The organism is Providencia sp. PROV_01 (assembly GCF_053098325.1).
The window spans coordinates 88,839-115,084 of record NZ_JBRFKD010000002.1; the positions used below are offsets into that span (position 1 = coordinate 88,839).

Consider the following 26,246-nt stretch of genomic DNA (forward strand, 5'->3'; position numbering starts at 1 on the left):
TTTAAAATTCACGCTTGCTATTTCTAACCCAACACTTTCAGTTTTCTGAACAAAATATAGCATGCTAATAAATTATATGTCGTTAAATAAAGTTTAACGTATAACACAAGTCAAATATGCACTTAATTGCACATAATTTGCACACAAAAGTGACTTGATTCAATCATTATGGGGAATTTTGACTGTTTTATCAAAGAAGCTGCATAGTGGAAGGAGGTAAAGCAGTAAAAAACTGCGCCTGTATTAGGCGCAGTCAGTGTTATTACTCAACGTCAAATGGATCACGCAGGATCATGGTTTCTGAACGATCTGGACCGGTTGAAATAATATCAACTGGAATACCCGTTAGTTCTTCAACGCGTTTGATGTAATTCAGAGCTGCTTGTGGCAGTAATTCTCTTTGTTTCACACCAAAAGTTGTTTCTTTCCAACCTGGCATTGATTCATAAACTGGCTCTAAGCCATCCCACTCATCAGCAGCTAAAGGCGTTGTTTCAAGCACTTTGCCATCTGGACGACGGTAGCCTACGCAGATTTTGACTTCTTCTAAACCGTCTAAAACATCCAGTTTAGTCATACAGAAGCCTGACAGTGAGTTAATTTGTACCGCACGATTAATCGCAACGATATCTAACCAACCAGTACGGCGTTTACGACCCGTAGTTGCACCAAATTCTTGGCCTTTTTCACGCAGGAACTCACCCACTTCGTCAAACAGCTCAGTTGGGAATGGACCTGCACCAACACGCGTTGAGTAAGCCTTGATGATACCTAATACGTAGTTGACATAGCGAGGGCCTAAACCAGAACCTGTCGCTACACCACCAGCGGTCGTATTTGAAGAGGTTACATAAGGATAAGTACCGTGGTCGATATCTAATAATGTCCCTTGTGCACCTTCAAACATCACTAATTCATTCTTCTGATTTGCTTTATATAGCAGATCAGAAACATCAATTACCATGCCAGTCAGGATATCCGCTACAGCCATAATATCATCTAACGTTTTTTGGTAATCTACAGCAGGTTCTTTATAATAATGAACAAGTTGGAAGTTATGGTATTCAACAATTTCTTTTAATTTTTCTGCAAACGTGGCTTTATCAAACAAATCACCAACGCGTAGACCACGACGTGCAACTTTATCTTCATAAGCAGGACCAATACCACGACCTGTTGTTCCAATCGCTTTGGAACCACGTGCTTTTTCACGCGCATTATCTAATGCGATATGATAAGGCAGGATCAGTGGGCATGCTTCAGAAAGACGTAAACGTTCCCGAACAGGAACACCGCGGTCTTCCAATTCTTTCATCTCTTTCATTAATGCGTCTGGCGCTAAAACAACACCATTAGCAATAATACTGATGACATTTTCACGAAGAATACCGGATGGAATTAAGTGGAGAACGGTTTTTTCACCGTTTACAACAAGAGTATGGCCAGCATTATGGCCGCCCTGATAGCGAACTACGTATTTAGCACGCTCTGTCAGCAAGTCAACGATCTTGCCCTTCCCTTCGTCACCCCATTGGGTGCCCAGTACGACAACGTTCTTACCCATTTTGAAATACACTCGGTTGCTTAAAAATGAATTCTACCATCAAAAATGAACTGTTCCAGTGATATTTTGGCAATACAAAAATTTTTTTCTGGAAAGCAAGTAAAATGGTATTTTTTATTTCTGCCGTAAACTCAAAATGAATGCCATCAGTTGAGCAGCTCAAATTTTCCCTGAAAAATCTTATACTTAAAACGACAGGCGAAAAAAAGCCCACCGAAGCGGGCTTTTCTTTAATAGATTAACAGTTATTTTGCTAGGTTGCACGCAACTTAGCTTGTTATTAATCTGTCGCGCGAAGCTTAGTTGGTGCCTTCATAAAGCGGAAGAAGTCAGTGTCTGGACTCATGACCATCACGTCATCACCACTCTTAAAGCTTTGTTCATAAGCACGTAAGCTACGAATAAACGCATAGAACTCTGGGTCTTGGTTGAATGCATCAGCAAACAATTTTGTTGCCATCGCATCACCTTCACCTCGGTAAGTCAGTGCGGTACGCTCCGCTTCAGCCAACGTTTCTGTTACTGTTTTATCTGCAACAGCGCGGATCTTAGTCGCTTCTTCTTGACCTTGTGAACGGTGTTGACGTGCAACTGCTTCACGTTCTGCACGCATACGCGCATAAATAGCTTCAGAAACTTCGTTTGGTAGCTCGATACGTTTAATACGTACGTCGACAACTTCAATACCTAACGCCGCCATACTGTTTGCATTCACAACCAGTGGCTTCAGGTTTGTTTCTTCTTCAACACGTTTTGCTGCATCCGCAATCGCTGCATCCGCTTCTTTGGTTGCATCGTCAGTTGCTGTACCTTTGTTCAAAGCATCACGGACATCAATGGTCAAACGGCCACGTGAGTCAGTAATGATATCTTTTACGCTTAAGCGACCAAACTCAGAACGTAAACGGTCACTAAATTTACGTTTTAACAGGGTTTCCGCTTGGAATGGATTACCACCGCCAGTCGCTACATAGTAACGACTGAAATCAGTAACGCGCCATTTCAGGTAGGAATCCACCATTAAGTCTTTGTTTTCACTTGTCAGATAGCGGTCAGCCTGAATTTCCAGTGTCTGAATACGTGCATCCAACATTTTTACCGTTTCAATAAATGGTACTTTGAAATGCAGACCCGGCTCATAAATGATCGGTTTGTTTTCAGAATCACGCAGAACCTTACCAAAACGCAAGACAATGCCGCGATCAGTTTGAGGAACAATAAAGATAGATGCGTATGCGACTGCCAAAATGGCCAGAACGATAACAATTAGCGATTTACGCATGATTATTGTCTCCCTACTCTAACTGCATCACCACGAACAGCACTGTTTGGCTGAGCTGATGTTGCGCCATTAGATGACGCGTTATTATTTGGCGTCGCCATTCTGGCTGATGGACTGACTTTCGGTGCTGATGTAGCGTTCGTATTAGCACCACGCATGATTTGATCAAGCGGCAGCACTAACATGCTGTTGCTCTTATCATTTGCTATCACTTTACGTGTATTACCTAATACACGTTCCATCGTTTCGATATATAGACGTTCACGGGTAATCTCAGGTGCAGCACGATATTCAGGCAACATTTTTGCAAAACTTGCCACCTCACCCTCTGCTTTGAAGACCACACTGGCTTTATAAGCTTCAGCTTCTTCAATTAAGCGTTGTGCGTTACCTTTTGCCAGAGGAAGAACTTCGTTTCGATAAGCATGTGCTTCACGAATGGTTTTTTGTTCTTCTTCCCTTGCTGCAATTACATCATCAAATGCGGCTTTAACGTCTTCAGGCGGACGCGCTGCCTGGAAGTTGACGTCAAGCAGTGTGATACCCATTTTGTATGGCGCAATTGTTGCTTCGAGCTCTTTTTGTGTTACATCACGGATAAAAGCACGATTCGTAGTCAGTACTTGCTCCATCGCAGACTGACCGATTACACCACGCACAGCACTATCTAGCGCCTGACGCAGACTATTGTCTGGGTTTGTGACACTAAATAAATATTGCGCAGGGTCGGTAACACGATATTGAACGTTCATTTCAACGCGGATCACGTTTTCATCTGACGTTAACATCATGCCATTTGTCGCTTGTTCACGTACGGTTTCTACGTTGACAGGAATAACTCTATCAATGAAGGTTGGTTTCCAGTTCAAACCAGGCCCAACAACACCACTATATTCACCAAAACGTAATACTACGCCACGGTCACTTTCTTTGATGGTGTAGAAGCCTGAACCTGCCCATACAACAACGATAGCAGCAAGAGCTAACATACCTAAACGGCCGCTGATTTGTGATGGTTGTTTATTATCGCCATCACCACCGCTGCCTTTATTTCCACCAAGCTTGCTGCCTAGTTTACGAAAGAGATCGTCGAGATCATAAGCCCCACGTTTTCGACCACCTTTGTTCCCGCTAGAGTTGCCGCCTTTATTGCCGCTTCCCCACGGATCGCGGTCTTGTCCGTCATTACCGGGCTGATTCCACGCCATGTTTTAGCTCCATTCTTTATGATTGATTTTCAGGGCTAAGAGCGATAGGGCTCTTAATATCAATTCCATTGCCTAACTACATCATTAATCACCAAAACAATTAAATAACGTAGTCAGGTAATTGCTGCTCTTGTTTGCACAGACGCCGCCAATCCACCATTGGCATACGCACCTCAAGGCCAATTGAGCCGTCTTCTTCCTGCCATTCACGTTCGATTGACTGAAGTTGATAGAAACGGCTACGTAAACGGCCTTCATTCGGTGGTAAACGCAATTCAACATGTGCGATTTCACCTGAAAGACGTTCCGTCAATGCCTGTAGCAGCAATGAGATACCATCGCCCGTTTGCGCTGAAACCCAGACACGAACCGGCTTGTTATCCTCATCTCTGTCAATACGCGGGACAAAATCCTCCAGCATATCAACTTTGTTCATCACTAAAAGTGTTGGTATTTCATCCGCTTCGATTTCTTCTAACACACTTTCAACTGCATGAATATTTTCATCCAAGCGATTATCAGCTGCATCGATAACGTGCAGCAGTAACGTTGCTTCACGTGTTTCTTGCAGGGTTGCTTTAAAAGCTGCAACCAAATCATGGGGTAAATGACGGATAAAACCCACAGTATCTGCAAGAACGACAACACCAACATCTTCTACATCAATACGACGAAGTGTTGGGTCAAGTGTTGCAAATAACTGGTCAGCAGCATAAACATCAGCGGCCGTCATGCGGTTAAACAAACTAGACTTACCAGCGTTGGTATAACCGACAAGCGAAATAGTCGGGATATCAGCCTTACTTCTCGCTTGACGCCCTTGTTCACGCTGTTTTTCCACCCGACTAAGACGAGATAAGATTTGTTTAATTTTATCTCTTAATAGCCGGCGGTCAGTCTCAAGTTGAGTTTCACCGGGACCTCGTAAGCCAATCCCGCCTTTTTGTCGCTCTAAGTGCGTCCATCCCCTCACTAAGCGAGTCGATAAATGCCTTAACTGAGCCAATTCAACTTGAAGCTTACCTTCGTGTGTACGTGCGCGTTGAGCAAAAATATCTAAAATTACCCCTGTACGGTCAACCACCTTACATTGGCAAATCCTTTCGAGATTACGTTCTTGAGCAGGGCTTAGAGTATGATTAAACAACACCACATCTGCACCACTTTCCTCAACAGCTTGGGCAATTTCTTCTGCTTTACCTTCCCCAACAAAAAACTTTGGATGAGGGGCTTTACGACTGCCCGTGACTATTTGTACTGGTTTTACGCCAGCAGATGTCACAAGTGACTCAAATTCTGCCAGATTATCAACATCTTTTTCTTGAGAAAAAAAGACATGGACTAATACAGCTAGTTCACCGCCTTCATACCTATCAAACAAGGTGTAACCTCTTAGGCTAAACAATAATTGCAAAGGAAAAACACAGGTACAGTCTCCCTACCCATGCTTTCCTTGTCTTTTAGCGTACAAACTTACTCAGTTACTTCGCCATCTTGCGCTGCAGGGTTACCTGAATGGTAATTACCATTGCCAGTGCTACCCGCAGTACCGCTATGATGAGAAACAGGGCGAGCAGGGACAACAGTCGAGATAGCGTGCTTATAAACCATCTGGCTAACTGTGTTTTTTAATAAAATGACAAATTGGTCAAAAGACTCAATTTGCCCCTGCAATTTGATGCCATTAACGAGATAAATAGAGACCGGAACCCTTTCACGACGTAATGCGTTCAGGAACGGATCTTGCAAAGATTGCCCCTTAGCCATTCTATGTTTTCCTTATTTTGTTGTTTTTAAAAGAGAATCTTTTAGATTCCAAAAAGTAACTACTCAAAAATTGCGCTTAACGTTCTAATTGTACACAAACATCAGTCCTATGCACGCATAACCTGCATAACGGTGCTAAGCGCTTGCTGAGGTTGTTCACTATCTAACCAATGAACATTCTCCCAGCCTCTTAACCAGGTAATTTGACGTTTTGCCAATTGGCGAGTTGCACAAATTCCCCGATAAATCATTTCATCATGGCTAATTTCACCATCTAAATATGACCACATTTGCCGATATCCCACACAACGGATTGAAGGGAGGTCAACATGTAAATCATTTCGTTGATGCAATTTGCGAACTTCTTCTTCAAAACCCGCATCTATCATCAGATGAAAACGTTGTTCTATGCGCTCATGTAAAATTTTACGATCTTGTGGCGCAATAGCAAACTGAAACACATTATAAGGTAATTCTTCCCCAGCTGTTTGTGTCATTTCAGTCAAAGTTTGTCCCGAAATGAGATATACCTCTAAAGCACGGGATAATCTTTGTGGATCGTTAGGGTGGATCCTTGCCGCGGCAACTGGGTCAGCTTCAGTAAGACGACGATGAATTTCTCCCCATCCTTGTTCTTTCGCAATGTGTTCAATTTCAGCACGAACTGTTGGGTCAGCTGAAGGAAGTGGTGAAAGTCCTTCTAATAAGGCTTTAAAATACAACATAGTGCCGCCAACTAATAACGGAATTTTACCTTGTGAGGTAATTTCAGCCATGGCATTTAATGCGTCACGGCGAAAATCGGCAGCGCTGTATGGTAGAGACGGATCGAGGATATCAATCAGACGATGGGGAGCTTGGCTGAGTTCTTCCGCTGTTGGTTTTGCTGTGCCAATATCCATTCCTCGGTAAATTAATGCCGAATCGACACTAATAATTTCCACAGGCAAATGCTTGCGAAGTTCGATCGCCAAAGCGGTTTTACCTGAGGCCGTTGGACCCATTAGGAATATTGCGTCAGGTTTTTTCTGAGTTGCTAAATCACTCATTTGTTAGTGTAGCTACCACGGATTGTAAATTAATTAATTGTAATAATGTTGGTGGGGGATTTTTTACCCACTGAGGGCATACCCGCTCAACATCAGCCAGCAACTGAACAGCCTGTGCTAAACTCCAACTTTCTTCTGTTTTAACCTGTGAAACTGCTTTAGCGAGCCATTGTGCAATCTCTTCGTCAGTGACACTTTCTTTTCTCGATAAAAAATCGAGTAGTTCAGAAAAAAGCTGTGATAAATTTTGTGTTCTTAATGGTAACGATACCGTATGAATTGTTACTTTTCCATGTAATATCGTGGCTTCGATACCAAATATTGTCAATTGTTCCTTGTACCGCTGTAAAACCTCTATTTCATCATTTTTAAGTGACACTTTTAGAGGTATTAACAATGGCTGAGGCTTTAAGGCTCCGCCACCCGGTGACAATTGTGACAATTTCAATAAATAATTAGCTTCCGTTAAGGATAACAGGATTAGCCCCAACGAAGACTCAATTAATGCAAAGTTTTTTGCGTAAATTGTCAATACCTTGCCAAAAAGGTAGTTATCCGCATTTTTTGCTACAGGTTGTGACGATATTGGTGGCGAGTTTATCGGTTTACGCTCAGGAAAAAGCGGTTTTTTATCTTCAGAGGCAACGGGAATTGACATTAAGCTCTGATACAGCTCACCCGCTTTTTTGTCATACGTTGAACCAAACGTTTTTGCTGGCGCATTTTCTGAAAAACCTGACGTTGTCTTCGGTGAAGAAAAAGCGTGATTTGCGGCACTATCCTTTAAGTGGCTGGGCTGGTCATAAGGTATTTTAGACTCTCGAACGGTATTTTCAATGAGCGTATGATTTTCTGTCTTATGTTGCTGCTTGGGAGTCACGTTTGGTGAAGAAAAATAGTTTTCCCCCGCAGAAGGTCGATTTTCTAACCCTATATTTGCTGGTTCAATACCCGGAAGCTCATCAATAGATGCAGCTTCTAATAATACCGTTCGTACCGCTTGATAAATAAAATCATGTACCAAGCGAGCTTGGTGAAAACGAACCTCATGTTTTGCTGGGTGTACGTTAACATCAACTTGTTTTGGATCAATCGTCAAATACAAGACATAAGCAGGCTGTTGGTTTTCGTCTAAATGCCCTTCATAGGCTTGGCGAATAGCATGGTTAATCAGGCGGTCACGCATCATACGGCCATTAACATAGCAATATTGCGTTTCGCTACCTGATGTCATTGATGGAGAAACAACCCACCCTTTGATAGCAAGGTCGCTATGTTCCCAAGATAACGCCAAAGCGCCTTGCAGAAAACCCGTACCGCAAATCGTCCCGAGACGCCGCTCTTGCTGCGCTTCATCATGAGCGGCTCGATATTGCTTTACTAATTTCCCGTTGTGAGTCAGGTTAATAGCCACATCAGGACGAGAAAGTGCAATTCGGCGAACAATTTCATCAATATGGCCGAACTCGGTTTTTTCTGTGCGCATAAATTTACGGCGAGCTGGCGTATTATAGAATAAATCTAATACTTCAACCGTTGTGCCATTGGGATGCGCTGCAGGTTTAACCATCACCTCCATATCCCGGCCTTCGGCATATGATTGCCATGCTTCTGTTTGGTCTGCGGGCTTGGATGTCAATGTTAAACGTGAAACGGAACTGATACTCGCTAGCGCTTCACCGCGAAACCCCATACTCATAATAGCTTCAAGGTCATCCAAAGTGGCAATTTTACTGGTCGCATGGCGAGCTAATGCGAGAATCAGTTCATCTTTACCGATACCACAGCCATTATCACGAATACGGATCAGTTTTTCTCCACCACGCTCAATGTCGATATCAATACGCGTTGCCCCGGCATCAAGACTGTTCTCAACGAGCTCTTTAACCACTGACGCAGGCCTTTCGACCACTTCTCCTGCCGCAATTTGGTTGGCTAGCTGTGGGGAGAGAATATGTATTGCCATGTCTTCCCCCCTTATTGTGGTGCCGCTTGTATTGGATTCGCCAAGAAATATTGACGTAATCCTAAATGGATAGCTTCTGCGACTTTGTCTTGGAATTCATTAGATTTTAGCAACTGTTCTTCTGCCGTATTACTAATAAAACCAGTTTCGACTAAAATCGATGGGATATCTGGGGAGCGCAATACACCTAAACTTGCATGCTCAGGTGTTCTTTTATGAATATTACCCACTTTTCGCAGCTGTTCGATCACTTTAACCGCAACATCGTACCCCACACGCTGAGAATGGCCGAATTGTAGATCTAAAACAGCTTGGCTTAAATAAGGGTCCGCACCACTAAGCGCATCACCCGCCCCACCTAATAATTCAGATTGTTTTTCACGTTGTTCGAGCCAACTACCCAGCTCACTGTTTGCACGTCGATTAGACAATACCCACACTGATGCTCCTCGTGCACTGCTATTCGGAGCCGAATCTGCGTGAATTGACACCAACATATTAGCCCCTTTCTTACGTGCCACATCAGAACGGCCACTAACGGAAATAAAATAGTCTCCATCACGTGTCATCGCAGGTTTAAACATTGGGTCGGCTTCAAGACGTTGGTATAACTTACGTGCAACACTAAGAGTCACATCCTTTTCTTTATAACCATTCTTACCAATCGCACCAGGGTCTTTTCCACCGTGCCCTGCATCAATCGCAATAACTACCTGCTTGCTGCCCTTCGGCATATTTTTATATTTAGTCGGTGTTGGCGTGGCAACAGGCGCAGGATTATTTATCTTCAATGGCTTATCTTGAGCGCTATTTGCCGCTGCTTTAATCGTATTATTGGTTTGATTAAAGGAAGTAGAACCGGATGAATTTCCCGTCGATATCATTAATACCAACTGATATTCACCTGAAACTTGTTTAAGTACTGCTTTCGTTTTAGCTGCACGAGATAGCTCTAAAACTAAGCGTTTGTGTTGATTATCAGAAGGTTGGCTTGCCCGTACTAGTTTTACAAGATCCCCTGCGGGAACTTTAAGCGGTAGGCCAATAATCTCGCCTCGCTGTTTGATATCAACAACAAGGCGCTCAGGTGAATGCAATGGGAAATAGGAGTAATCAGGCTTACCATCAACAAAGCTTAGTACCACTTCTGCTTGTGATGGACTATTGTTAACTTGAATATTCGATAATGTTGCCGCTTGTGTTTTTGCAGCAAACAGCCACATAACGGATACCATAAACAAGACGAAAACAGTAAAAAAACCCTTTTTTGTTATTCTGTGCATTGATGCATTCAACATGAGCAATAGCTTCCTTAGAGTAGGGGTAATGCTTCTAACAACGACTCCCCATTGGCAGAAAAAGCAACAAAGTGAGCCTGACGCCCTTCGCCTTGATAGGTCAGATGGAGCTCAAGATCCGCTTCAGGTAAAAAACCTTTACCTTGTTGCGGCCATTCGACCAAACAGATCGAATTTCCAGAAAAATAGTCACGAATTCCCATAAATTCAAGTTCTTCAGGATCGGCTAACCGATAGAGATCAAAGTGGAAAACTTGACGATCTGCTAATTCATAGGGTTCAACCAATGTGTAAGTTGGACTTTTTACATGGCCTTGATGACCTAGCGCTTGTAAGAAACCTCGGCTAAAGGTGGTTTTCCCTGCACCAAGATCACCGTATAAGTGAATCACAGTGCTTTGATGGCAAGCCTTAGCGATAGCATTACCTAACGCAACAGTTTGCGCTTCATTGGCAAGTTGTATTGTACATTCTTTCATATTGTTCTTTTATTATGTCATTAATAGGCGGTGTCGCCTGTTTATCCTTTAAATGCATAGTTTATATTGCTGATCAAAATGCATAAAGAGATATCAACAAACATCAATATTACCGCTTATATTAACCTAAGATGGGGCTTTTTTCTTAATTAACATTGCTTGAATGATGAGTTCAGAAATATCCTATAATTGTTCTCAATATTGACGGTATTTTTCATGCATTTTGATGAACAACGCAGGTCATGATAGAGTGCCTGCCGTTTTAATCTTTATCAAGATAGGATCTGATGGCAAGATACCTCGATCTCGATCTTCTCGCTCAGAATATTAAACAATGGGGCATTGAAGCAGGTTTCCAACAAGTAGGGATCTGCGATACTGACCTTTCTGCGGAAGAGCCCAAATTACAAGCATGGCTAGACAAACAATTTCATGGCGAGATGGAATGGATGAGCCGCCATGGAATGATGCGAGCCAGACCACACGAACTGCACCCAGGCACGTTACGTGTCATTAGTGTGCGTATGAATTACTTGCCCGCCAAAGCCGCATTTGCCAGTACATTAAATAACCCCGAATTAGGTTATATCAGCCGTTATGCCCTAGGACGAGACTACCACAAGCTATTAAAAAAACGCCTAAAACAACTTTCAGATCGTATTTTAGACTATTGTCGTGAATTTAACGGAGTGATACTGCCCGATGGCACCAGTAGCGATGATCTTAATTTTCGACCTTTTGTCGATTCCGCTCCAATCTTAGAACGCCCTCTTGCAGTTAAAGCAGGTTTAGGATGGACAGGGAAACATTCATTAGTCTTAAATCGTGAAGCAGGATCTTGGTTTTTTCTCGGTGAGTTATTGATTAACTTACCCGTTCCTGTTGATAAACCTGTCGAAGAAGATTGTGGTCGCTGTGTTGCTTGTATGACAACCTGCCCAACAGGTGCGATTGTTGAACCTTACACCGTCGATGCAAGACGCTGTATTTCTTATCTCACAATCGAGCTAGATAGTGCTATCCCAGAAGAATTTCGTCCACTCATGGGAAATCGGATCTATGGTTGCGATGACTGCCAGCTCATTTGCCCGTGGAACCGTTTTTCCCAGCTTACTGATGAAGATGATTTTAGTCCAAGAAAGGACTTACATACACCAGAGCTACTTGACTTGTTCTCATGGGATGAAAAAACCTTTTTAAAGGTGACCGAAGGCTCTGCAATCCGCCGCATTGGTTATATTAAGTGGCTGCGAAATATCAGTGTGGCACTAGGTAATGCACCTTATCAAGACCGTATTGTACTGGCTTTACAAAATAGATTGGGGATCAACGAAATGCTAGATGAGCACTTCCAATGGTCTATACAACAACAGCTTAACCGACGCGATGCAAACCAAGTCACAATTCAAACTTCACAGCAAAAACGCCTTGTACGCGCTATTAACAAAGGTTTACCGAGAGACGCCTAGAAAAAAGCCTGCTATATATCCGGAATGAAGAATTGTCAAATTGATGTGAATAAAATAAAAAATGCTTACCTGACAATAGGTAAAGAATTTGCAAGCTGTGCTAGCCTCATTTTGACAAAATAATTCACAGACCAATAAAATCAACAAGTTATAATAATACAACTTAAACGCTAGAATTAAATAGCACAGCAGGAATTTGTTAATTAGCCTGTGGATAACTCTGTGTAATAAGTTATTTCAAATCGCAATAAAAACTCAGATTGATTGAGTTAGCTGTGGATAACTTTCTAATGTCGCGTTGAAAAGAAAAACACTGATTTTACGTTAACTAGCAATACAAAAGTGACCAAAAAGTAAGATTAAAATGAAAAAACACTCGAAGTAAATAAAAAAGCATATTTTTGTTTATTATTTAAACTTCATGTTTTCATCTTAGAGATGGAAGTAAAACACCCTATTGCTAAGGGGTGGCTATTCTATGGCGCCCTGAAAATGAATGCAAGCACAAATCTGGATATGATCCAAAAAAGATCGCGAAACCCTTTTAGATCCCAGTGTTCAAGGGATAAAAACAGTGAACAAACGCAGTTCATATGCACTAAGTGATTTTACTTAAATAAAATTAAGTTAAATGAATATTATGTGAGATTTAATTAAGAAGAAAAGTTAAGAGATAAAGAAAATATTGGAGCGGGAAACGAGACTCGAACTCGCGACCCCGACCTTGGCAAGGTCGTGCTCTACCAACTGAGCTATTCCCGCATTTGGTGGGTACTATCGAACTAAAACACTAAGAAAGTTTGGAGCGGGAAACGAGACTCGAACTCGCGACCCCGACCTTGGCAAGGTCGTGCTCTACCAACTGAGCTATTCCCGCATCACGAAAATAGTGTTCTAGCTAAAACATCAAGAAAATTTGGAGCGGGAAACGAGACTCGAACTCGCGACCCCGACCTTGGCAAGGTCGTGCTCTACCAACTGAGCTATTCCCGCATCACATTTCTGGATGTTTCACGTGCCGACTCAATAACAAAAACTTCATCGGTACGGGGAGCGCATTATACGAAAAATTCAGATACTAGCAAGCCCTTGCGCTCAAAATTTTTATTTTTTTATTCGTTTGCTGACAATTCAATCACAATGGTGATTTTATCAACACCCGTTGTAATAAACTGATTTCAATACGTTAACATTGTTAACTTATTGAGAAAAAACCGCGAATGAAAGTCGCCAATGGCGACTTTCATAACGAATCATTTATTCTTTAATAAATGTTTCCCGATAATAAGCCAGTTCAGCGACCGATTCACGAATATCATCAAGAGCTTGGTGGGTATTTTTCTTCGAAAACCCTGCTAAAATTTCAGGTTTCCAGCGACGTGCAAGTTCTTTAAGTGTACTAACATCAAGATAACGATAATGAAAATAGCGTTCTAATTCAGGCATGTAGTTAAATAGAAAACGCCTGTCTTGCCCAACACTATTCCCACAAATCGGTGATGCCCCTTGGGGAACCCATTTTTCTAAAAACTCAATGGTGGCTAGCTCAGCTTCACGCTCACTCACGGTACTTTTGCGCACACGTTCAACTAAACCACTATTGGTGTGAGTGCTTACATTCCACTCATCCATTAAAGCAAGTTGTTCATTCGTTTGATGAACTGCAATTACAGGGCCTTCTGCTAAAATATTAAGATGGCTATCTGTTACAATAGTCGCTATTTCAATAATACGATCACGAACAGGATCGAGCCCCGTCATTTCTAAATCGATCCAAATTAAATTATTCTCATTCTTTTGCATGATATACCCTAACTGCATTCTATGAAGTTAAGGTATGATAGCACTCTTCATGCCTTCAGTGACAGGCGTGAGTAACCCCTAAAATACAGCCCATAGTAAAGAGAGGACAGGTGGCTAAACAGAAACTTTCGAAAGGCCAACAGCGCCGAGTTCAAGAAAATCATCAAAAAAGACTTAAAAAGCAAAAAACAGTTGAAATTGATGATAGCCAATTAGGTGAAGCACAAGAAGGCTTAGTCATTAGCCGTTTTGGGCAACATGCTGACATTCAAGCAAGTGACGGGACTATCCAGCGCTGTAACTTGCGTAGAACTATTTCATCCCTCGTAACAGGGGATAACGTGGTGTGGCGGCCAGCCTTGAACACACAGAGCGATATCAAAGTAAATGGCATCGTCGAAGCTGTTCATGAACGCCGTTCTGTTCTAACTCGTCCCGATTATTATGATGGCTTAAAACCGATTGCTGCTAATATTGACCAAATTGTCGTAGTTTCCGCTATTTTACCTGAGCTTTCGCTGAATATTATTGACCGCTATTTAGTTGCCTGCGAAACCACAGGGATTAAGCCTGTTATCGTTCTCAATAAAGTCGACCTACTCGACGACGAAAACCGTGAGTGGGTAAGCGATTTAATGACGATTTATAGCAATATTGGCTATCAAGTTCTCGAAGTTTCAAGCCATACCAACGAAGGCATGGAAGCACTTACTAACGCGCTAGCAGGTAAAGTTTCAGTATTTGTTGGGCAGTCTGGTGTGGGCAAATCAAGTTTATTAAATGCATTACTCCCTCACAATGAAGAAATGATTTTAGTCAATGAGGTTTCAGACAACTCAGGGCTAGGGCAACATACAACAACAACAGCTCGTTTATACCACTTCCCGTTGGGCGGCGATGTGATTGACTCCCCTGGTGTGCGCGAATTTGGTTTATGGCATTTAACAACGGAACAAGTGACCAAAGGATTTGTCGAATTTAAAGATTACCTTGGTGGCTGTAAATTCCGTGACTGTAAACATTTAGATGATCCAGGTTGTCTGTTACGTGAAGCCGTAGAAGCAAATAAAATTGCTGAATCACGTTTTGAAAACTACCATCGCATTTTAGAAAGCATGGAACAAATCAAACCTCGTGGCAATTTTACGGCAAAAGATAAATAATGTTAGTGAGTGCTTACAATTAACTCCCTAACGCTAAGACAGCTCTAAATAATTTAATTACGGTTAGCCTGTTACGCGACCGTTTGAAATATGATGAGTAAACTGTGTACAATAGCCGCCCTTTTGCTAACATACCTTTAAAAATCAGAGGTTAACGTGCTAGATAAAATTAAAATTCGCTTGCAATATATGCTTCCAAAACAATGTCTTACTGAATTTGCAGGCTGGTTTGCAAGCCGCAATGCGGGTTTCATGACACAATGGGCAATTAAACTGTTCGCAAAAGCCTATAAAGTCAACATGAATGAAGCGCAAAAAAGCGAACTTACTGCTTATGCCACTTTTAATGATTTCTTTATCCGTCTGCTAAAAGAAGGCGCACGCCCGATTGTCGAAAAAGAGCACCAACTTGCTCAACCTGCTGACGGTGCAGTTAGCCAATTAGGCCCGATTAATGATGACCTTATCTTCCAAGCTAAAGGCCATAATTACACAGTGGAAGCGTTACTTGCAGGCCAATACCAATTAGCGGAACGTTTTCGTGGTGGTGACTTTATTACCACTTACCTCTCCCCGAGTGACTATCACCGTGTACACATGCCGTGTGACGGTTTGCTCAAAGAGATGATTTATGTTCCTGGCGATTTATTCTCTGTAAATCCGTTGACGGCACAAAATGTTCCCAATCTATTTGCACGTAATGAACGCTTGATTTGTGTCTTTGACACCCCTGTCGGCCTAATGGTACAGATCCTCGTCGGTGCAACCATCGTTGGTAGTATTGAAACCGTATGGAGCGGTTGCGTTAACTCCTCTCGTGAAGGCATCATTAAGCGTTGGGTTTACCCTGAGTTAGACTCTGAAGGGGCTGTTTTCTTGAAAAAAGGTGAGGAAATGGGACTGTTTAAATTGGGTTCAACAGTGATTAATTTATTTGAACCTAACAAAGTGACATTTAATTCATCACTAATCCCCGGTTATGCAACTCGCATGGGCGAATTACTCGCTGAAACTGTTGCAAATACAGTGACAGAAGAATCCATCGACGTTTAGTTAAATTATTATCTCTTGAAGGAGCTCCTCACTGTGCGTGTGATTATCAGTTTTTTTCTTAGTCTGTTAATCGTTTTCTCTTCCGTTGCAGCACCAACTGCAGCGCAGGATGAAGCACAGATTAAGCAGGAGCTCAAACAACTTGAGTCAAGCACCAACCCCAAAGATGCAGAGATAGCACAAGCATTACAAGGTGCTTTGAATTGGATGAGTGAAACACGTGATTCCGATGCAAAAGCCAAATCTTATCAAGAAGCCATTGATAACTTTCCTAGAATTATCAAAGAAATAAGACAAAAAATTCTTAATGAAAGTGATGAGCCGGCCCCAATACCAGTGGGTATCAGCTTAGGTGAACTTGAACAACGTATTATTCAGCTTAGCAGCCAATTACTCGATCAAAGCCGCTTAACTCAGCAAGAGCAAGATAAAGGCCGCGAAATCAGTGAATCATTAAATATTCTGCCACAACAGCTTTCTGAAGCCAGACGTTTACTCACTGAAGCCACTTCGCGCTTTCAGTCTCTGAGTACACCGTCAACGCCATTAGCCGATGCCCAGTATACATTGGCTCAAGCCGAAGTAAGTGCTCGCAAGTCAACGGTTAATGAACTGGAAATGGCACAGCTTTCTGCCAATAACCGCCAAGAAATCTCACGCCTTACGTTGGAATTATACAAAAAACGCTATCAACGTATGGAACTTGAGTTACAAAACCTACGTGATTTCCAAAATACCCAACGCCAACAAAAAGCAATTTTAGCGTTAGAACACACGGAAATGTTGGCCGCACAAGGGGAACTAACGCCATTTTTAACTGAGCAGCTTGATATTAACCGCAAAATGTCTCAGGAATTAACCGCTCAGGCACAGCGCATGAGCGCTATCACCAATAGCCAAGCAGAAATTTCAACCAGTATCCGTGATGCTCGCCAAGCACTCACAACTATTCGCGAGCAAGCTCAGTGGATCAGCAGTTCAAGTACATTAGGGGAAGCTCTCAGAACACAGCTTTCTCGTTTGCCTGATATCCCCAAAAGCCAACAACTTGATCGTGAAATGGCTGATTTACGCGTACAACGCTTAAATTATGAAGATAGCCTCGATAGATTAGGTAAAGTAGATACAACCGAGCAAGAAACCGAGCATGAGCTTAATGCAGCTCAAGTGCAAGTTTATCAGTCATTAATTAAAACCCGCCGAGAGCTACTGACCTCTTTAATTTCAGGCCTCGATGCTGAAATGTTAGAGCTAACGAAGCTTAATGTCGCTACTGGGCAATTAACCGATGCATTAAAAGAAGTCAAAGATGCTTCCAACCGTTATCTTTTCTGGGTCGCAGATGTTCCACCAATAAGCATCAGCTATCCTGTCATGTTAGTAACTGATATTACTCAATTACTTTCACTGGATACCTTGTCCCAACTTGCTGGTGCACTGAACGTTATGCTGACAACTCAAGATACCTTTTTGTATCTTCTTGGTTCGATAGCATTAGTCATTTTCAGTATTAGCACGCGTAAGCACTACCAAGCATTTCTTGACCGTTCCAGTTTACGTATTGGTAAGGTGACACAAGACCGGTTCTACTTAACCATTCGAACTATTTTCTGGTCAATTATTGTTGCTCTTCCTCTACCTATGATGTGGTCAGCCATCGGCTATGGCTTACAAAGTGCATGGCAATACCCCATGGCCGCGGCGATAGGTTATGGTGTCAGTGCGACGACACCTTTATTGTGGTTGTTTATGATCAGCGAAACCTTTTCTCGTCCAACCGGGCTATTTATTTCTCACTTCGGTTGGGACAAAGATTCCGTTAAACGTGCGATGCGTTATTACCGAATGGCGATTTTTGTCATCGTTCCATTAGTGATGGCAATTATTACCTTTGAACATTATAGCGATAGGGAATTTGCAGCCAGTATTGGTCGTTTCTGTTTTATCTTTTTATGTGTCGCACTTAGCTTAATTACCAACAACTTGCGTCGTTCACAAATCCCTCTCTATTTAGATAGACATGGGTCCGGTGAGAATATCGTTAATAAGGCCTTGTGGTGGATGATATTACTCGCACCTATTGTTGCTGGGTTCTTCTCCATTTTAGGTTATTTCTCAACCTCACAGGCCCTGCTTGCACGTTTAGAAACTTCTGTCGCCATTTGGTTTGTCATCCTTATCGTTTATCATACTATTCGCCGTTGGATGTCGATGCAGCGCCGTAAATTAGCCTTCGAGCGTGCGAAACAACGCCGTGCTGAGATATTGGCGCAACGTGCTAAAGGTGAAGACGATAGCCAGCAAGCAAACGCCAGTAGCGAAGGAAATATTGATATCGAAGAACAGGTTATCGACTTGGATACCATTAGCACCCAATCTGTGGGGTTAGTTCGTTCGATTTTAACCATGATTGCCTTGGTTTCATTAATTTGGCTATGGTCTGAGCTACATACTGCATTCTCTTTCCTTGAAAATATTCGCTTATGGGATGTGACCTCAACGGTTAATGGCGTTGATACGGTACAACCTATCACCATGGGCTCTATTTTCATTGCTATTTTGACTATTATCGTTACTGCCCAATTAGTTCGTAACTTACCCGCTTTACTTGAGCTGGCAGTACTCCAACATTTGGATTTAACGCCAGGTACCGGTTACGCTATCAGCACACTAACCAAGTATACGATTACTATTATCGGGACCATTGTTGGCTTCTCTATGTTAGGGATTGAGTGGTCAAAACTACAATGGCTTGTAGCGGCGATGGGGGTCGGGCTTGGTTTTGGCTTACAAGAAATCTTCGCTAATATTATCTCAGGGTTGATGATCTTATTTGAAAAACCGATCCGGATTGGAGATACAGTAACTATCCGTAACTTGACCGGCAGTATTACCAAGATCAATACCCGTGCAACCACGCTAACAGATTGGGACAGAAAAGAAATTATTGTGCCAAATAAGGCATTTATTACTGAACAATTTATTAACTGGTCACTTTCTGACACGATCACACGTATTGTCATGACGATTCCTGCACCTTCTGATGCCAATAGTGAATTAGTGACAGATACTATTTTACGTGCAGCTCAACGCTCTACGATGATTTTAGACAACCCGGCACCTGAAGTATATCTTGTTGATTTACAACAAGGTATTCAGATTTTTGAATTACGTGTCTATGCCGCAGAAATGGGCCACCGGTTACCTGCGCGCCATGAAATACATCAAAACATCCTAGTATCCTTTGCTGAACAAGGGATTACCTTGCCATTCCCACCATTCCAAGCAAGGGTGGATGTCCGTGATAACTCTCTGCAAAGTGCGACAAACAATCTTTCAGGACGTAATCCAAGCCGTAAATCTGGGGAACTGTAAGCCGTATTATGCCATTACAATTAGATGAAAAAGACGAATTAGTGATCTTGAGGATCGCCCAACTTGAACGTGTTGGGTCGATTTTATTCTTTTTGATTCCATTAATTATCTTATTAATTGTTGGAAAAGCTTTTGCATTTAATACGCTATATCTTTGGCAAGTGTATTGTGCGGTTTATATCGTCGGGTTTCGTGTACTTTGTGGCAAGCTATCATCGAAACAGCAGCAGCTTGCCATTCGTCGAGGCTGGGGAAATAACCGTTTTTATCGGCTTTCTTGGTGCTATCTTGTATTATCGGTTGTCATACTGGTGGGATACAAAATCGTATCCCACACATCTGCTTAATCGTTAGCTGGCTTTAAAACCATACGATTTAATATAACCTTCCGCTAATTTTTGTGCCTGCTGTAATTCTTCAGGACTTAACTGCTCCGCAATCTTATTCTGTAGACGATGACTTTCTGCGTTACCACTGTAAACCGCAGTTGCAAGCCATGCGTAGGCTTGCTGCAAGTTTTTCTTCACGCCACGTCCTTCAGAGTACATGACACCTAAGCGGTCTTGAGACTTAGCATCTTTTTGTTTCGCGGCTTTTCTAAACCAGAAGACCGCCTTCTCATCATCTAAATCAACACCACTACCAATCGAGTACATTTGGCCTATCTGGAATTGAGCCAGTATATTCCCGCCCTGCGCAGCTTTTCTAAACCAAAATGCCGCTTTTTCTAGGTTTTGAGTAACACCTAAGCCTTGCGCGTACATCATCGCCATGTTTGTTTCAGCTCGGGTATCACCTTGAGCAGCGGCTTGTTCGTACCACAGCATCGCTTTGTCATAATCACGACGCACACCAAAACCATTTACGAACATCGTGCCAAGGCGGAATTGCGCATCTGAATTCCCTTGGTTTCCTGCCTTGATGAACCACTCAGCCGCAGCTTTAGAATCTTGAGAAACACCTAACCCTTTAAAATAACGCTCACCTAGCTGGAATTGGGCTTTAGGGTCACCTTTTTGCGCTAACTGCGTAATTTGTTCAATCGAGGGCTCTTGTGCTACTGTTGCCGATGCTGGCGCAGTGGTAGGTTTAGCAGTTAAAACGGAACTAAAACAAATCGAGCCTAACAACAGTACTAACGCAATTCTTTTCATCCTAAGGAACCCTCAACAGTGCAATATGCAACCTGTGAAAACAGTGCTATCCATTAATATCGACCTAAACACTCATCCTCCTAGTTTAAATTTACTTTTTGTCAGAAAAAATAGGAAAAGTGACCTAAATTTCACAAAAAGCACGTTTCGCTGTATTTTCGCTGTGGGAACTTACGTTTCTAGTCTAATTGCGATAATAAAAAACCAGATAAACATATTGCCTATCTGGTTTCTCTATTTCAAATAACAAAATGAATTATGCGTTATTAAGGTATTTATTTCTCAGATAACGAGCAACAGCATCATCACTATTCGAGCCAATGACTTCCATGTGTGGTAACGCATCTTTTAGCAACTGATGTGCATTTTGCATGATGCAGCCTTTTCCGGCCATCGTCAGCATTTCTTTGTCATTCATACCATCACCAAACGCAATGCTATCACTCGGTGTATAGCCATGTAGAGCAGCTACTTGCTTCAAAGCTTCCCCTTTAGAAACAGTACCAGCCATAACTTCTAAACAGCTACGCAGTGAAAACGTTACATTCACTCTATCTTGCCAGCGAGCTTGAATACGGCGTTGTAAATCCACCAGCAAATCATGATCTTCACTGGTGTAGTAAACTTTACAGACCTCAGAGGTAACAAAATTGTGGCGGTCAAACAACTGGTAGTTAAATACCGATTCTTTAAAAAATTCTTTTTGTTCAGGGCTTTCACGGTTGATAAACCAATCATCACCATGGTAGTAATTAGTGACAAGCTCAGGGTTATCAAATTCCATTAAACACAGCTCATGAGCAATTTGAGGGGCAACATTGTGCTCAAAAATTAAGTCACCACGGGTATTATGGATCCGCGCACCATTAGACGTGATCATATACGCATCGATACCTAAACCATCACGGATTTGAGCAACATCCACATGGTGACGGCCTGTTGCAAACACAAAATGCACATCTTGCGAAGTTACTAGCTGTTTCAAAGTGTCTTTTGTATAAGACGTTAAGTCATGATTGGGAGATAACAGTGTCCCATCCAAATCGGAAGCAACTACAGGATATTTCATATTCAAACCCTAACTAATACTGCTCAAAAAAATCACAGATAGCATTGAGCGCCATCGCTCTTAATGCATCCACTTCAAATAGGATTTCATGGTGTGCCCCTTCAATAATGAGAGGTAATTTTTCTTCTCGTCCTATTTGCGCTTTTTGTCGGCTTTGACAAAAAGCTTGTAGCTCTTTATTGCTGACCACTTTTTCTTCACTGGCTTCCAACACCATCAGTGGCACATCAATTTCTCCCGCTTTCGCAATTAGCTCATCGCCAATCACAAAACTTTCACGTAGCCAATGATAAGTTGGCCCACCCAAGCGTAATTCAGGATAATCGGCATAATAACGTAAGTAGCGCCGATAACGCTCCGAGCTGTGTGTTAATACATTGATTAAATAAGGTAATGGCTGCCATTTCCCAGTAGAGGCCGCGTAATCATTACGAACGCTTTCGCGCGATTCCGCTCTATCAACAATAAAGCTCGCCATCCAACGAGGCATGGGTAAATTAATACCAATCATCGGTGCACATAAGGTTGCGGCATCAAATGTGACGTTATCTCGCAACAAATACCCTGCTAAAATAGCACTTCCCATTGAATGTGCTAATGCATAACATTTTGGGTAATGCCGATATTTAACCTCAAGCTCAATGAACTTTTCAAAATCGTCAATGTAATCAGTGAATTTTTCAACATGGCCTTTTTGAGGATCAGCTAACATGCGCCCTGATCGCCCTTGACCACGATGATCAATAATAAAAACATCATAGCCTAAATGATAAAAATCATAAGCCACTTCAGGGTACTTCACATAGCTTTCACTACGCCCCGGTGAAATGACTATCGCTTTATGGTGCTTTGGATGAATAAAACGGACATAGTGAATGGGAATATCATCAACTCCCATAAATTGAGATTCTTCTCGATGTTGCCAGAAATCTAAAAGCGGGCCATTTGTAAAAGCAGAAAATTGAGTTTCTCGATTCAGCCAACTCTCTTTTAGGTTTTCAGGCGTCATCCTGCAGTTTCCTTATTTATTCATTCATAACCTTCAAGATGGTCTTGGATAAGTGCCATAAATGCCACTCCAAAACGTTCGAGTTTACGCTCGCCAACACCATTAATTAACAATAATTCGGCAGGTGAAGTTGGAGTGTGCTCAGCCATTTCAATTAATGTTGCATCATTAAACACGACAAATGGTGGAATATTTTCTTCATCTGCAATGGACTTACGTAATTTACGCAGTTTCGCAAATAATTTTTTATCATAATTGCCATGATAAATTTTGTTTTGTTGATTACGGCTTTTTACCACTAAAACACGCGGAACTGCTAGTTTTAGTGCCGCTTCACCCCGTAATATAGGCCGTGCAGCCTCAGTTAATTGAAGCGCTGAAAAATGCGTAATATTCTGAGTGATCATACCTAAATGGATCAATTGGCGAATCACACTAACCCAATGTTCATTACTTTGTTCTTTACCGATACCGTAAACAGGCAGTTTGTCATGGCCTAAATCACGGATACGTTGATTATTAGCACCACGCAATACCTCTACAATATAGCCGATACCAAACCGCTGACCAACACGATAAATACAGGATAGCGCTTTTTGCGCATCCACTAACCCATCGTACTGTTTTGGCGGGTCTAAGCAAATATCACAGTTACCACAAGGCTGCTGACGATTTTCGCCAAAATAATTGAGTAACACCAAACGACGGCAGGTTTGTGCTTCAGCAAAAGCCGCGATGGCATTCAGCTTATGCCGTTCGATATCTTGCTGCATACCTGCAGGTTTTTCCTCAAGGCAACGACGTAACCATGCCATATCGGCCGGGTCATAAAATAAAATGGCTTCGGCCTCAACACCGTCACGCCCTGCTCGCCCTGTTTCTTGATAATACGCTTCGATATTACGTGGAATATCGAAATGAGCAACAAACCGAACGTTTGATTTATTAATTCCCATCCCAAAAGCCACTGTCGCCACGACAACTTGCAGATTATCTTTTAGAAATGCGTCTTGTACCCACTCCCGTTGAGCAGCCTCTAACCCTGCATGGTATGCTGCAACGCTTAGGCCTCGTTTTTGCAAGCGCTCTGTCGTTTCTTCAACCTTACTGCGACTGTTACAATAAACAATACCCGCTTTTCCTTTTTGGCCTTTAATAAAAAACCAAAGTTGATCTAACGGTTTATATTTTTCGACTAAGGTATAACGAATATTTGGCCTATCAAAGCTACTCACATGAACTAATGGCTCATGTAGCTCCAATAAGCGAATAATGTCTGCACGTGTGGTTTCATCTGCAGTTGCGGTTAACGCCATCACGGGTACATTAGGTAATGATTGCCGTAATTGGCCTAGTGCACGATATTCAGGGCGAAAATCGTGTCCCCATTGAGAAATACAGTGGGCTTCATCCACGGCTAGCAAAGTGATATTCCACCCTGCTAATTGGCTTAGGAAATAATCAGTTAATAGCCGTTCAGGGGCAACATAAAGTAATTTTATTTCCCCCTGACTGCACAGCTCCATGATTTGACGCTGTTCTTGTGACGTTTGTGATGAATTTAAACATGCCGCATTAACCCCATGTAACCTTAATTGGTCAACTTGGTCTTTCATTAATGATATTAATGGCGAAACGACCAGTGTGACCCCCTCTTTAACTAAAGCAGGGACCTGGTAGCAAAGGGATTTACCGCCCCCTGTTGGCATTAACACTAAGCAATCACGGTTATCTAAAATGGCCCCAATGACAGCATCTTGCCCGGGGCGAAATGACTGATAACCAAATGTACTATTAAGCACATGTTCAGCCAATGAAAGTTGGTTAATGACGCAAGCTGTGGACACAAACTTCCTCAATCGATAAAACAAGCCGCTGCCCAATTGAGCAGCGAAGTTGTTGATTTATGACTTGGTATTTCACTCAGAACTGAATAGAGCACTGAGTTTTTCTTCCATTACAACATATCGTTTAGCATAACACCGATACCAAAACGGGTTTGGCGATAATTGTAGTCTATCATCGACTCACCATATCCGCTAAACAACTGGGTATAAAAACGCACATGTTTACTAATTGGATAACTCCACCCCAACTCTGCACCACCGTAACCGGTATTCCAGTTATAGCGTCCAGTCGTAGTAAATACGCTATCTCCCAATGCATATCCTACCTTTAAGCGATAGTAGCCCATGTATTTGGTAATATCAGAATTATCATCACGCCCTTCACTTTCATGAATGCGGTACCAAGGTTTAAGGTCAACTTGCCAATTACCATTTTGCGCCATTGCCCTCGCATATACACGGTTCCAGCTGCGAGAGGTCGGTTCTGAGCGCCCATTTGACTCGTGGTTAAAGCCCGTTTCAATCTCACGTAACGTCCAACCCGCAAATTGGTAGTCAGTTAGCCAGCCAACAAACACCTGAGGCTCATAGTTGGTTTCTCTAAATGGTGAAGATTCTTTTTTATTGCTTAACTGCCACCAAGAACGTTGAGTATAAGAAACGGCTAAAATGGAATCATCACCAGCAATACCGGCCCATAATGGAAAAGCTAAACTTAGTTGAAATTTAACTTCATCCTTTAACGCATCATCGCCCCAATTATAGCTAGAAATCGCTTTTTTATTCATCGAGGAGGTATAGGTATAAATGATGTAATTCGATTCATACGGATACAATACAAATGGATTATCATGGTGTTGTAGTAATCCTGAAATGATGCTTCCACGTATTGGTAGGGTATTTTTGACATCTTGTTCAGGCTGAATACTTGTATTTTCAGTCGCAAACAGTGAAGCAGACCAAAAGCTGAGCACTGCACTTAACAAAATCGGTAAAGCGCGCATTAGTCATTCCTATTTCAACATCGTCCAAAAAAAGTTTGTCCTATTTTACACACAAAACTGAATAACTGTTGAAAGATTATTCATTCGTTTGTTAGAGACATAATTTACACGTAATGTTAACTTATTATTTACATATTTTTAAAGGATGAAAACGATGAATGACCGTACTTATACTTTAGAAGAAGCCAGTGAGTTAATGAGCCATGCATTTATTTATAAAATGCCATTTAACCAATTACTTGGGATTAAGTTAATGAGTCTAAATGATGATTTTGTTCAGCTTACCGTTGAAAATCGTCAGCAATTAATTGGTAATTTCACTCAGAACATTTTACATGGCGGTGTGATCGCTTCGGTTTTAGATGTTGCAGGAGGCATGGTGTGTATTAACCGTATTTTGCAGCGCATTAATCCATTAACTCATACTGAGATTGTCGACAAAATGTCTCGCATGGGAACAATCGACCTACGAGTTGATTATTTACGCCCTGGTCGAGGCCAACTTTTTACCGCCAGTGCCAGCTTATTAAGAGATGGTAATAAAATAGCCGTTACACGCTGCGAACTTCATAATGAAAACAATCAGCATATTGCGACAGCAACGGCAACTTACCTGGTGGGATAAAATAGATACAAATAATTAGTCACCTACTAAACTAATAACTTGTAAAAAAACCTGAGCAATGT

Annotated in this window: 21 protein-coding genes and 3 tRNA genes; 6 read left to right on the forward strand and 18 right to left on the reverse strand. The window is 42.0% G+C overall.

What is annotated here, in order from left to right; translation table 11 throughout:
* Positions 1-262: 262 nt before the first annotated feature.
* The 9 genes from ACU696_RS01075 to tsaE form a co-directional block, all read right to left on the reverse strand.
* Entirely contained in the window at positions 263-1,564 is a 1,302-nt protein-coding gene (locus ACU696_RS01075) for an adenylosuccinate synthase (protein ID WP_004907406.1), read from the reverse strand.
* Positions 1,565-1,844: 280 nt separating this feature from the next.
* Positions 1,845-2,846: a protease modulator HflC gene (gene hflC / locus ACU696_RS01080; protein ID WP_109912137.1), complete on the reverse strand. Its 1,002-nt coding sequence runs from the start codon at positions 2,844-2,846 to the stop codon at positions 1,845-1,847.
* Positions 2,847-2,848: 2 nt separating this feature from the next.
* Entirely contained in the window at positions 2,849-4,054 is a 1,206-nt protein-coding gene (hflK, locus tag ACU696_RS01085; protein ID WP_209101667.1) for an FtsH protease activity modulator HflK, read from the reverse strand.
* A 100-nt stretch (positions 4,055-4,154) separates the two neighbouring features.
* Positions 4,155-5,435, reverse strand: a complete 1,281-nt coding sequence (gene hflX / locus ACU696_RS01090) for a ribosome rescue GTPase HflX (protein ID WP_004907402.1) — start codon at positions 5,433-5,435, stop codon at positions 4,155-4,157.
* A gap of 92 nt (positions 5,436-5,527) precedes the next feature.
* Positions 5,528-5,821, reverse strand: a complete 294-nt coding sequence (gene hfq, locus ACU696_RS01095; protein WP_004906005.1) for an RNA chaperone Hfq — start codon at positions 5,819-5,821, stop codon at positions 5,528-5,530.
* Positions 5,822-5,928: 107 nt separating this feature from the next.
* Positions 5,929-6,870, reverse strand: a complete 942-nt coding sequence (gene miaA, locus ACU696_RS01100) for a tRNA (adenosine(37)-N6)-dimethylallyltransferase MiaA (protein ID WP_109912139.1) — start codon at positions 6,868-6,870, stop codon at positions 5,929-5,931.
* Positions 6,863-8,836 carry a DNA mismatch repair endonuclease MutL gene (gene mutL / locus ACU696_RS01105; RefSeq protein WP_196718308.1) on the reverse strand — a complete coding sequence of 658 codons (1,974 nt, stop codon included), beginning with the start codon at positions 8,834-8,836 and terminating at the stop codon, positions 6,863-6,865. Before mutL ends, miaA begins: the two co-directional genes overlap by 8 nt.
* 11 nt (positions 8,837-8,847) lie before the next feature.
* Positions 8,848-10,134, reverse strand: a complete 1,287-nt coding sequence (gene amiB / locus ACU696_RS01110; protein WP_196718309.1) for an N-acetylmuramoyl-L-alanine amidase AmiB — start codon at positions 10,132-10,134, stop codon at positions 8,848-8,850.
* 14 nt (positions 10,135-10,148) lie between these two features.
* Positions 10,149-10,613: a tRNA (adenosine(37)-N6)-threonylcarbamoyltransferase complex ATPase subunit type 1 TsaE gene (gene tsaE, locus ACU696_RS01115; RefSeq protein ID WP_004907392.1), complete on the reverse strand. Its 465-nt coding sequence runs from the start codon at positions 10,611-10,613 to the stop codon at positions 10,149-10,151.
* 287 nt (positions 10,614-10,900) lie between these two features.
* Between tsaE and queG the strand changes: the two genes are divergently transcribed.
* Entirely contained in the window at positions 10,901-12,082 is a 1,182-nt protein-coding gene (gene queG, locus ACU696_RS01120) for a tRNA epoxyqueuosine(34) reductase QueG (RefSeq protein ID WP_110731582.1), read from the forward strand.
* A 686-nt stretch (positions 12,083-12,768) separates the two neighbouring features.
* On the opposite strand, the gene ACU696_RS01125 is transcribed toward queG, so the two are convergent.
* The 4 genes from ACU696_RS01125 to orn form a co-directional block, all read right to left on the reverse strand.
* Positions 12,769-12,844, reverse strand: a tRNA-Gly gene (locus ACU696_RS01125).
* Between the two features lie 39 nt (positions 12,845-12,883).
* Positions 12,884-12,959: transfer RNA gene (locus tag ACU696_RS01130), tRNA-Gly, on the reverse strand.
* Positions 12,960-12,999: 40 nt separating this feature from the next.
* A tRNA-Gly gene (locus ACU696_RS01135) sits at positions 13,000-13,075 on the reverse strand.
* Positions 13,076-13,339: 264 nt separating this feature from the next.
* Positions 13,340-13,885 (reverse strand): oligoribonuclease, encoded by a 546-nt coding sequence (orn, locus tag ACU696_RS01140; RefSeq protein ID WP_110731581.1) that lies wholly within the window; start codon positions 13,883-13,885, stop codon positions 13,340-13,342.
* Positions 13,886-13,995: 110 nt separating this feature from the next.
* Between orn and rsgA the strand changes: the two genes are divergently transcribed.
* From rsgA to ACU696_RS01160, 4 genes are all read left to right on the forward strand, one after another.
* The gene (gene rsgA / locus ACU696_RS01145) at positions 13,996-15,048 is read left to right on the forward strand and encodes a small ribosomal subunit biogenesis GTPase RsgA (protein ID WP_109912144.1); all 1,053 of its coding nucleotides are present in this window, start codon (positions 13,996-13,998) and stop codon (positions 15,046-15,048) included.
* A 156-nt stretch (positions 15,049-15,204) separates the two neighbouring features.
* Entirely contained in the window at positions 15,205-16,101 is an 897-nt protein-coding gene (gene asd, locus ACU696_RS01150; protein ID WP_117162648.1) for an archaetidylserine decarboxylase, read from the forward strand.
* Between the two features lie 33 nt (positions 16,102-16,134).
* Positions 16,135-19,476, forward strand: coding sequence for a miniconductance mechanosensitive channel MscM (mscM, locus tag ACU696_RS01155; RefSeq protein ID WP_004907385.1), 3,342 nt, complete (start codon positions 16,135-16,137; stop codon positions 19,474-19,476).
* 8 nt (positions 19,477-19,484) lie between these two features.
* Entirely contained in the window at positions 19,485-19,823 is a 339-nt protein-coding gene (locus ACU696_RS01160) for a hypothetical protein (protein ID WP_004907384.1), read from the forward strand.
* A 3-nt stretch (positions 19,824-19,826) separates the two neighbouring features.
* On the opposite strand, the gene ACU696_RS01165 is transcribed toward ACU696_RS01160, so the two are convergent.
* From ACU696_RS01165 to pldA, 5 genes are all read right to left on the reverse strand, one after another.
* A complete protein-coding gene (locus tag ACU696_RS01165) occupies positions 19,827-20,630 on the reverse strand; it encodes a tetratricopeptide repeat protein (RefSeq protein ID WP_109912146.1) in 804 nt (267 codons plus the stop codon).
* Positions 20,631-20,886: 256 nt separating this feature from the next.
* Entirely contained in the window at positions 20,887-21,699 is an 813-nt protein-coding gene (yigL, locus tag ACU696_RS01170; protein WP_004907381.1) for a sugar/pyridoxal phosphate phosphatase YigL, read from the reverse strand.
* Between the two features lie 13 nt (positions 21,700-21,712).
* Positions 21,713-22,708 (reverse strand): lysophospholipase L2, encoded by a 996-nt coding sequence (gene pldB / locus ACU696_RS01175; protein ID WP_004907380.1) that lies wholly within the window; start codon positions 22,706-22,708, stop codon positions 21,713-21,715.
* Between the two features lie 20 nt (positions 22,709-22,728).
* The gene (recQ, locus tag ACU696_RS01180) at positions 22,729-24,555 is read right to left on the reverse strand and encodes an ATP-dependent DNA helicase RecQ (RefSeq protein ID WP_110731580.1); all 1,827 of its coding nucleotides are present in this window, start codon (positions 24,553-24,555) and stop codon (positions 22,729-22,731) included.
* Positions 24,556-24,665: 110 nt separating this feature from the next.
* Positions 24,666-25,559, reverse strand: coding sequence for a phospholipase A (pldA, locus tag ACU696_RS01185; protein WP_004907375.1), 894 nt, complete (start codon positions 25,557-25,559; stop codon positions 24,666-24,668).
* A 154-nt stretch (positions 25,560-25,713) separates the two neighbouring features.
* Between pldA and ACU696_RS01190 the strand changes: the two genes are divergently transcribed.
* On the forward strand, positions 25,714-26,184 hold the full coding sequence (locus tag ACU696_RS01190; protein WP_004907373.1) for a thioesterase family protein: 471 nt from the start codon (positions 25,714-25,716) through the stop codon (positions 26,182-26,184).
* Positions 26,185-26,246: the final 62 nt, after the last annotated feature.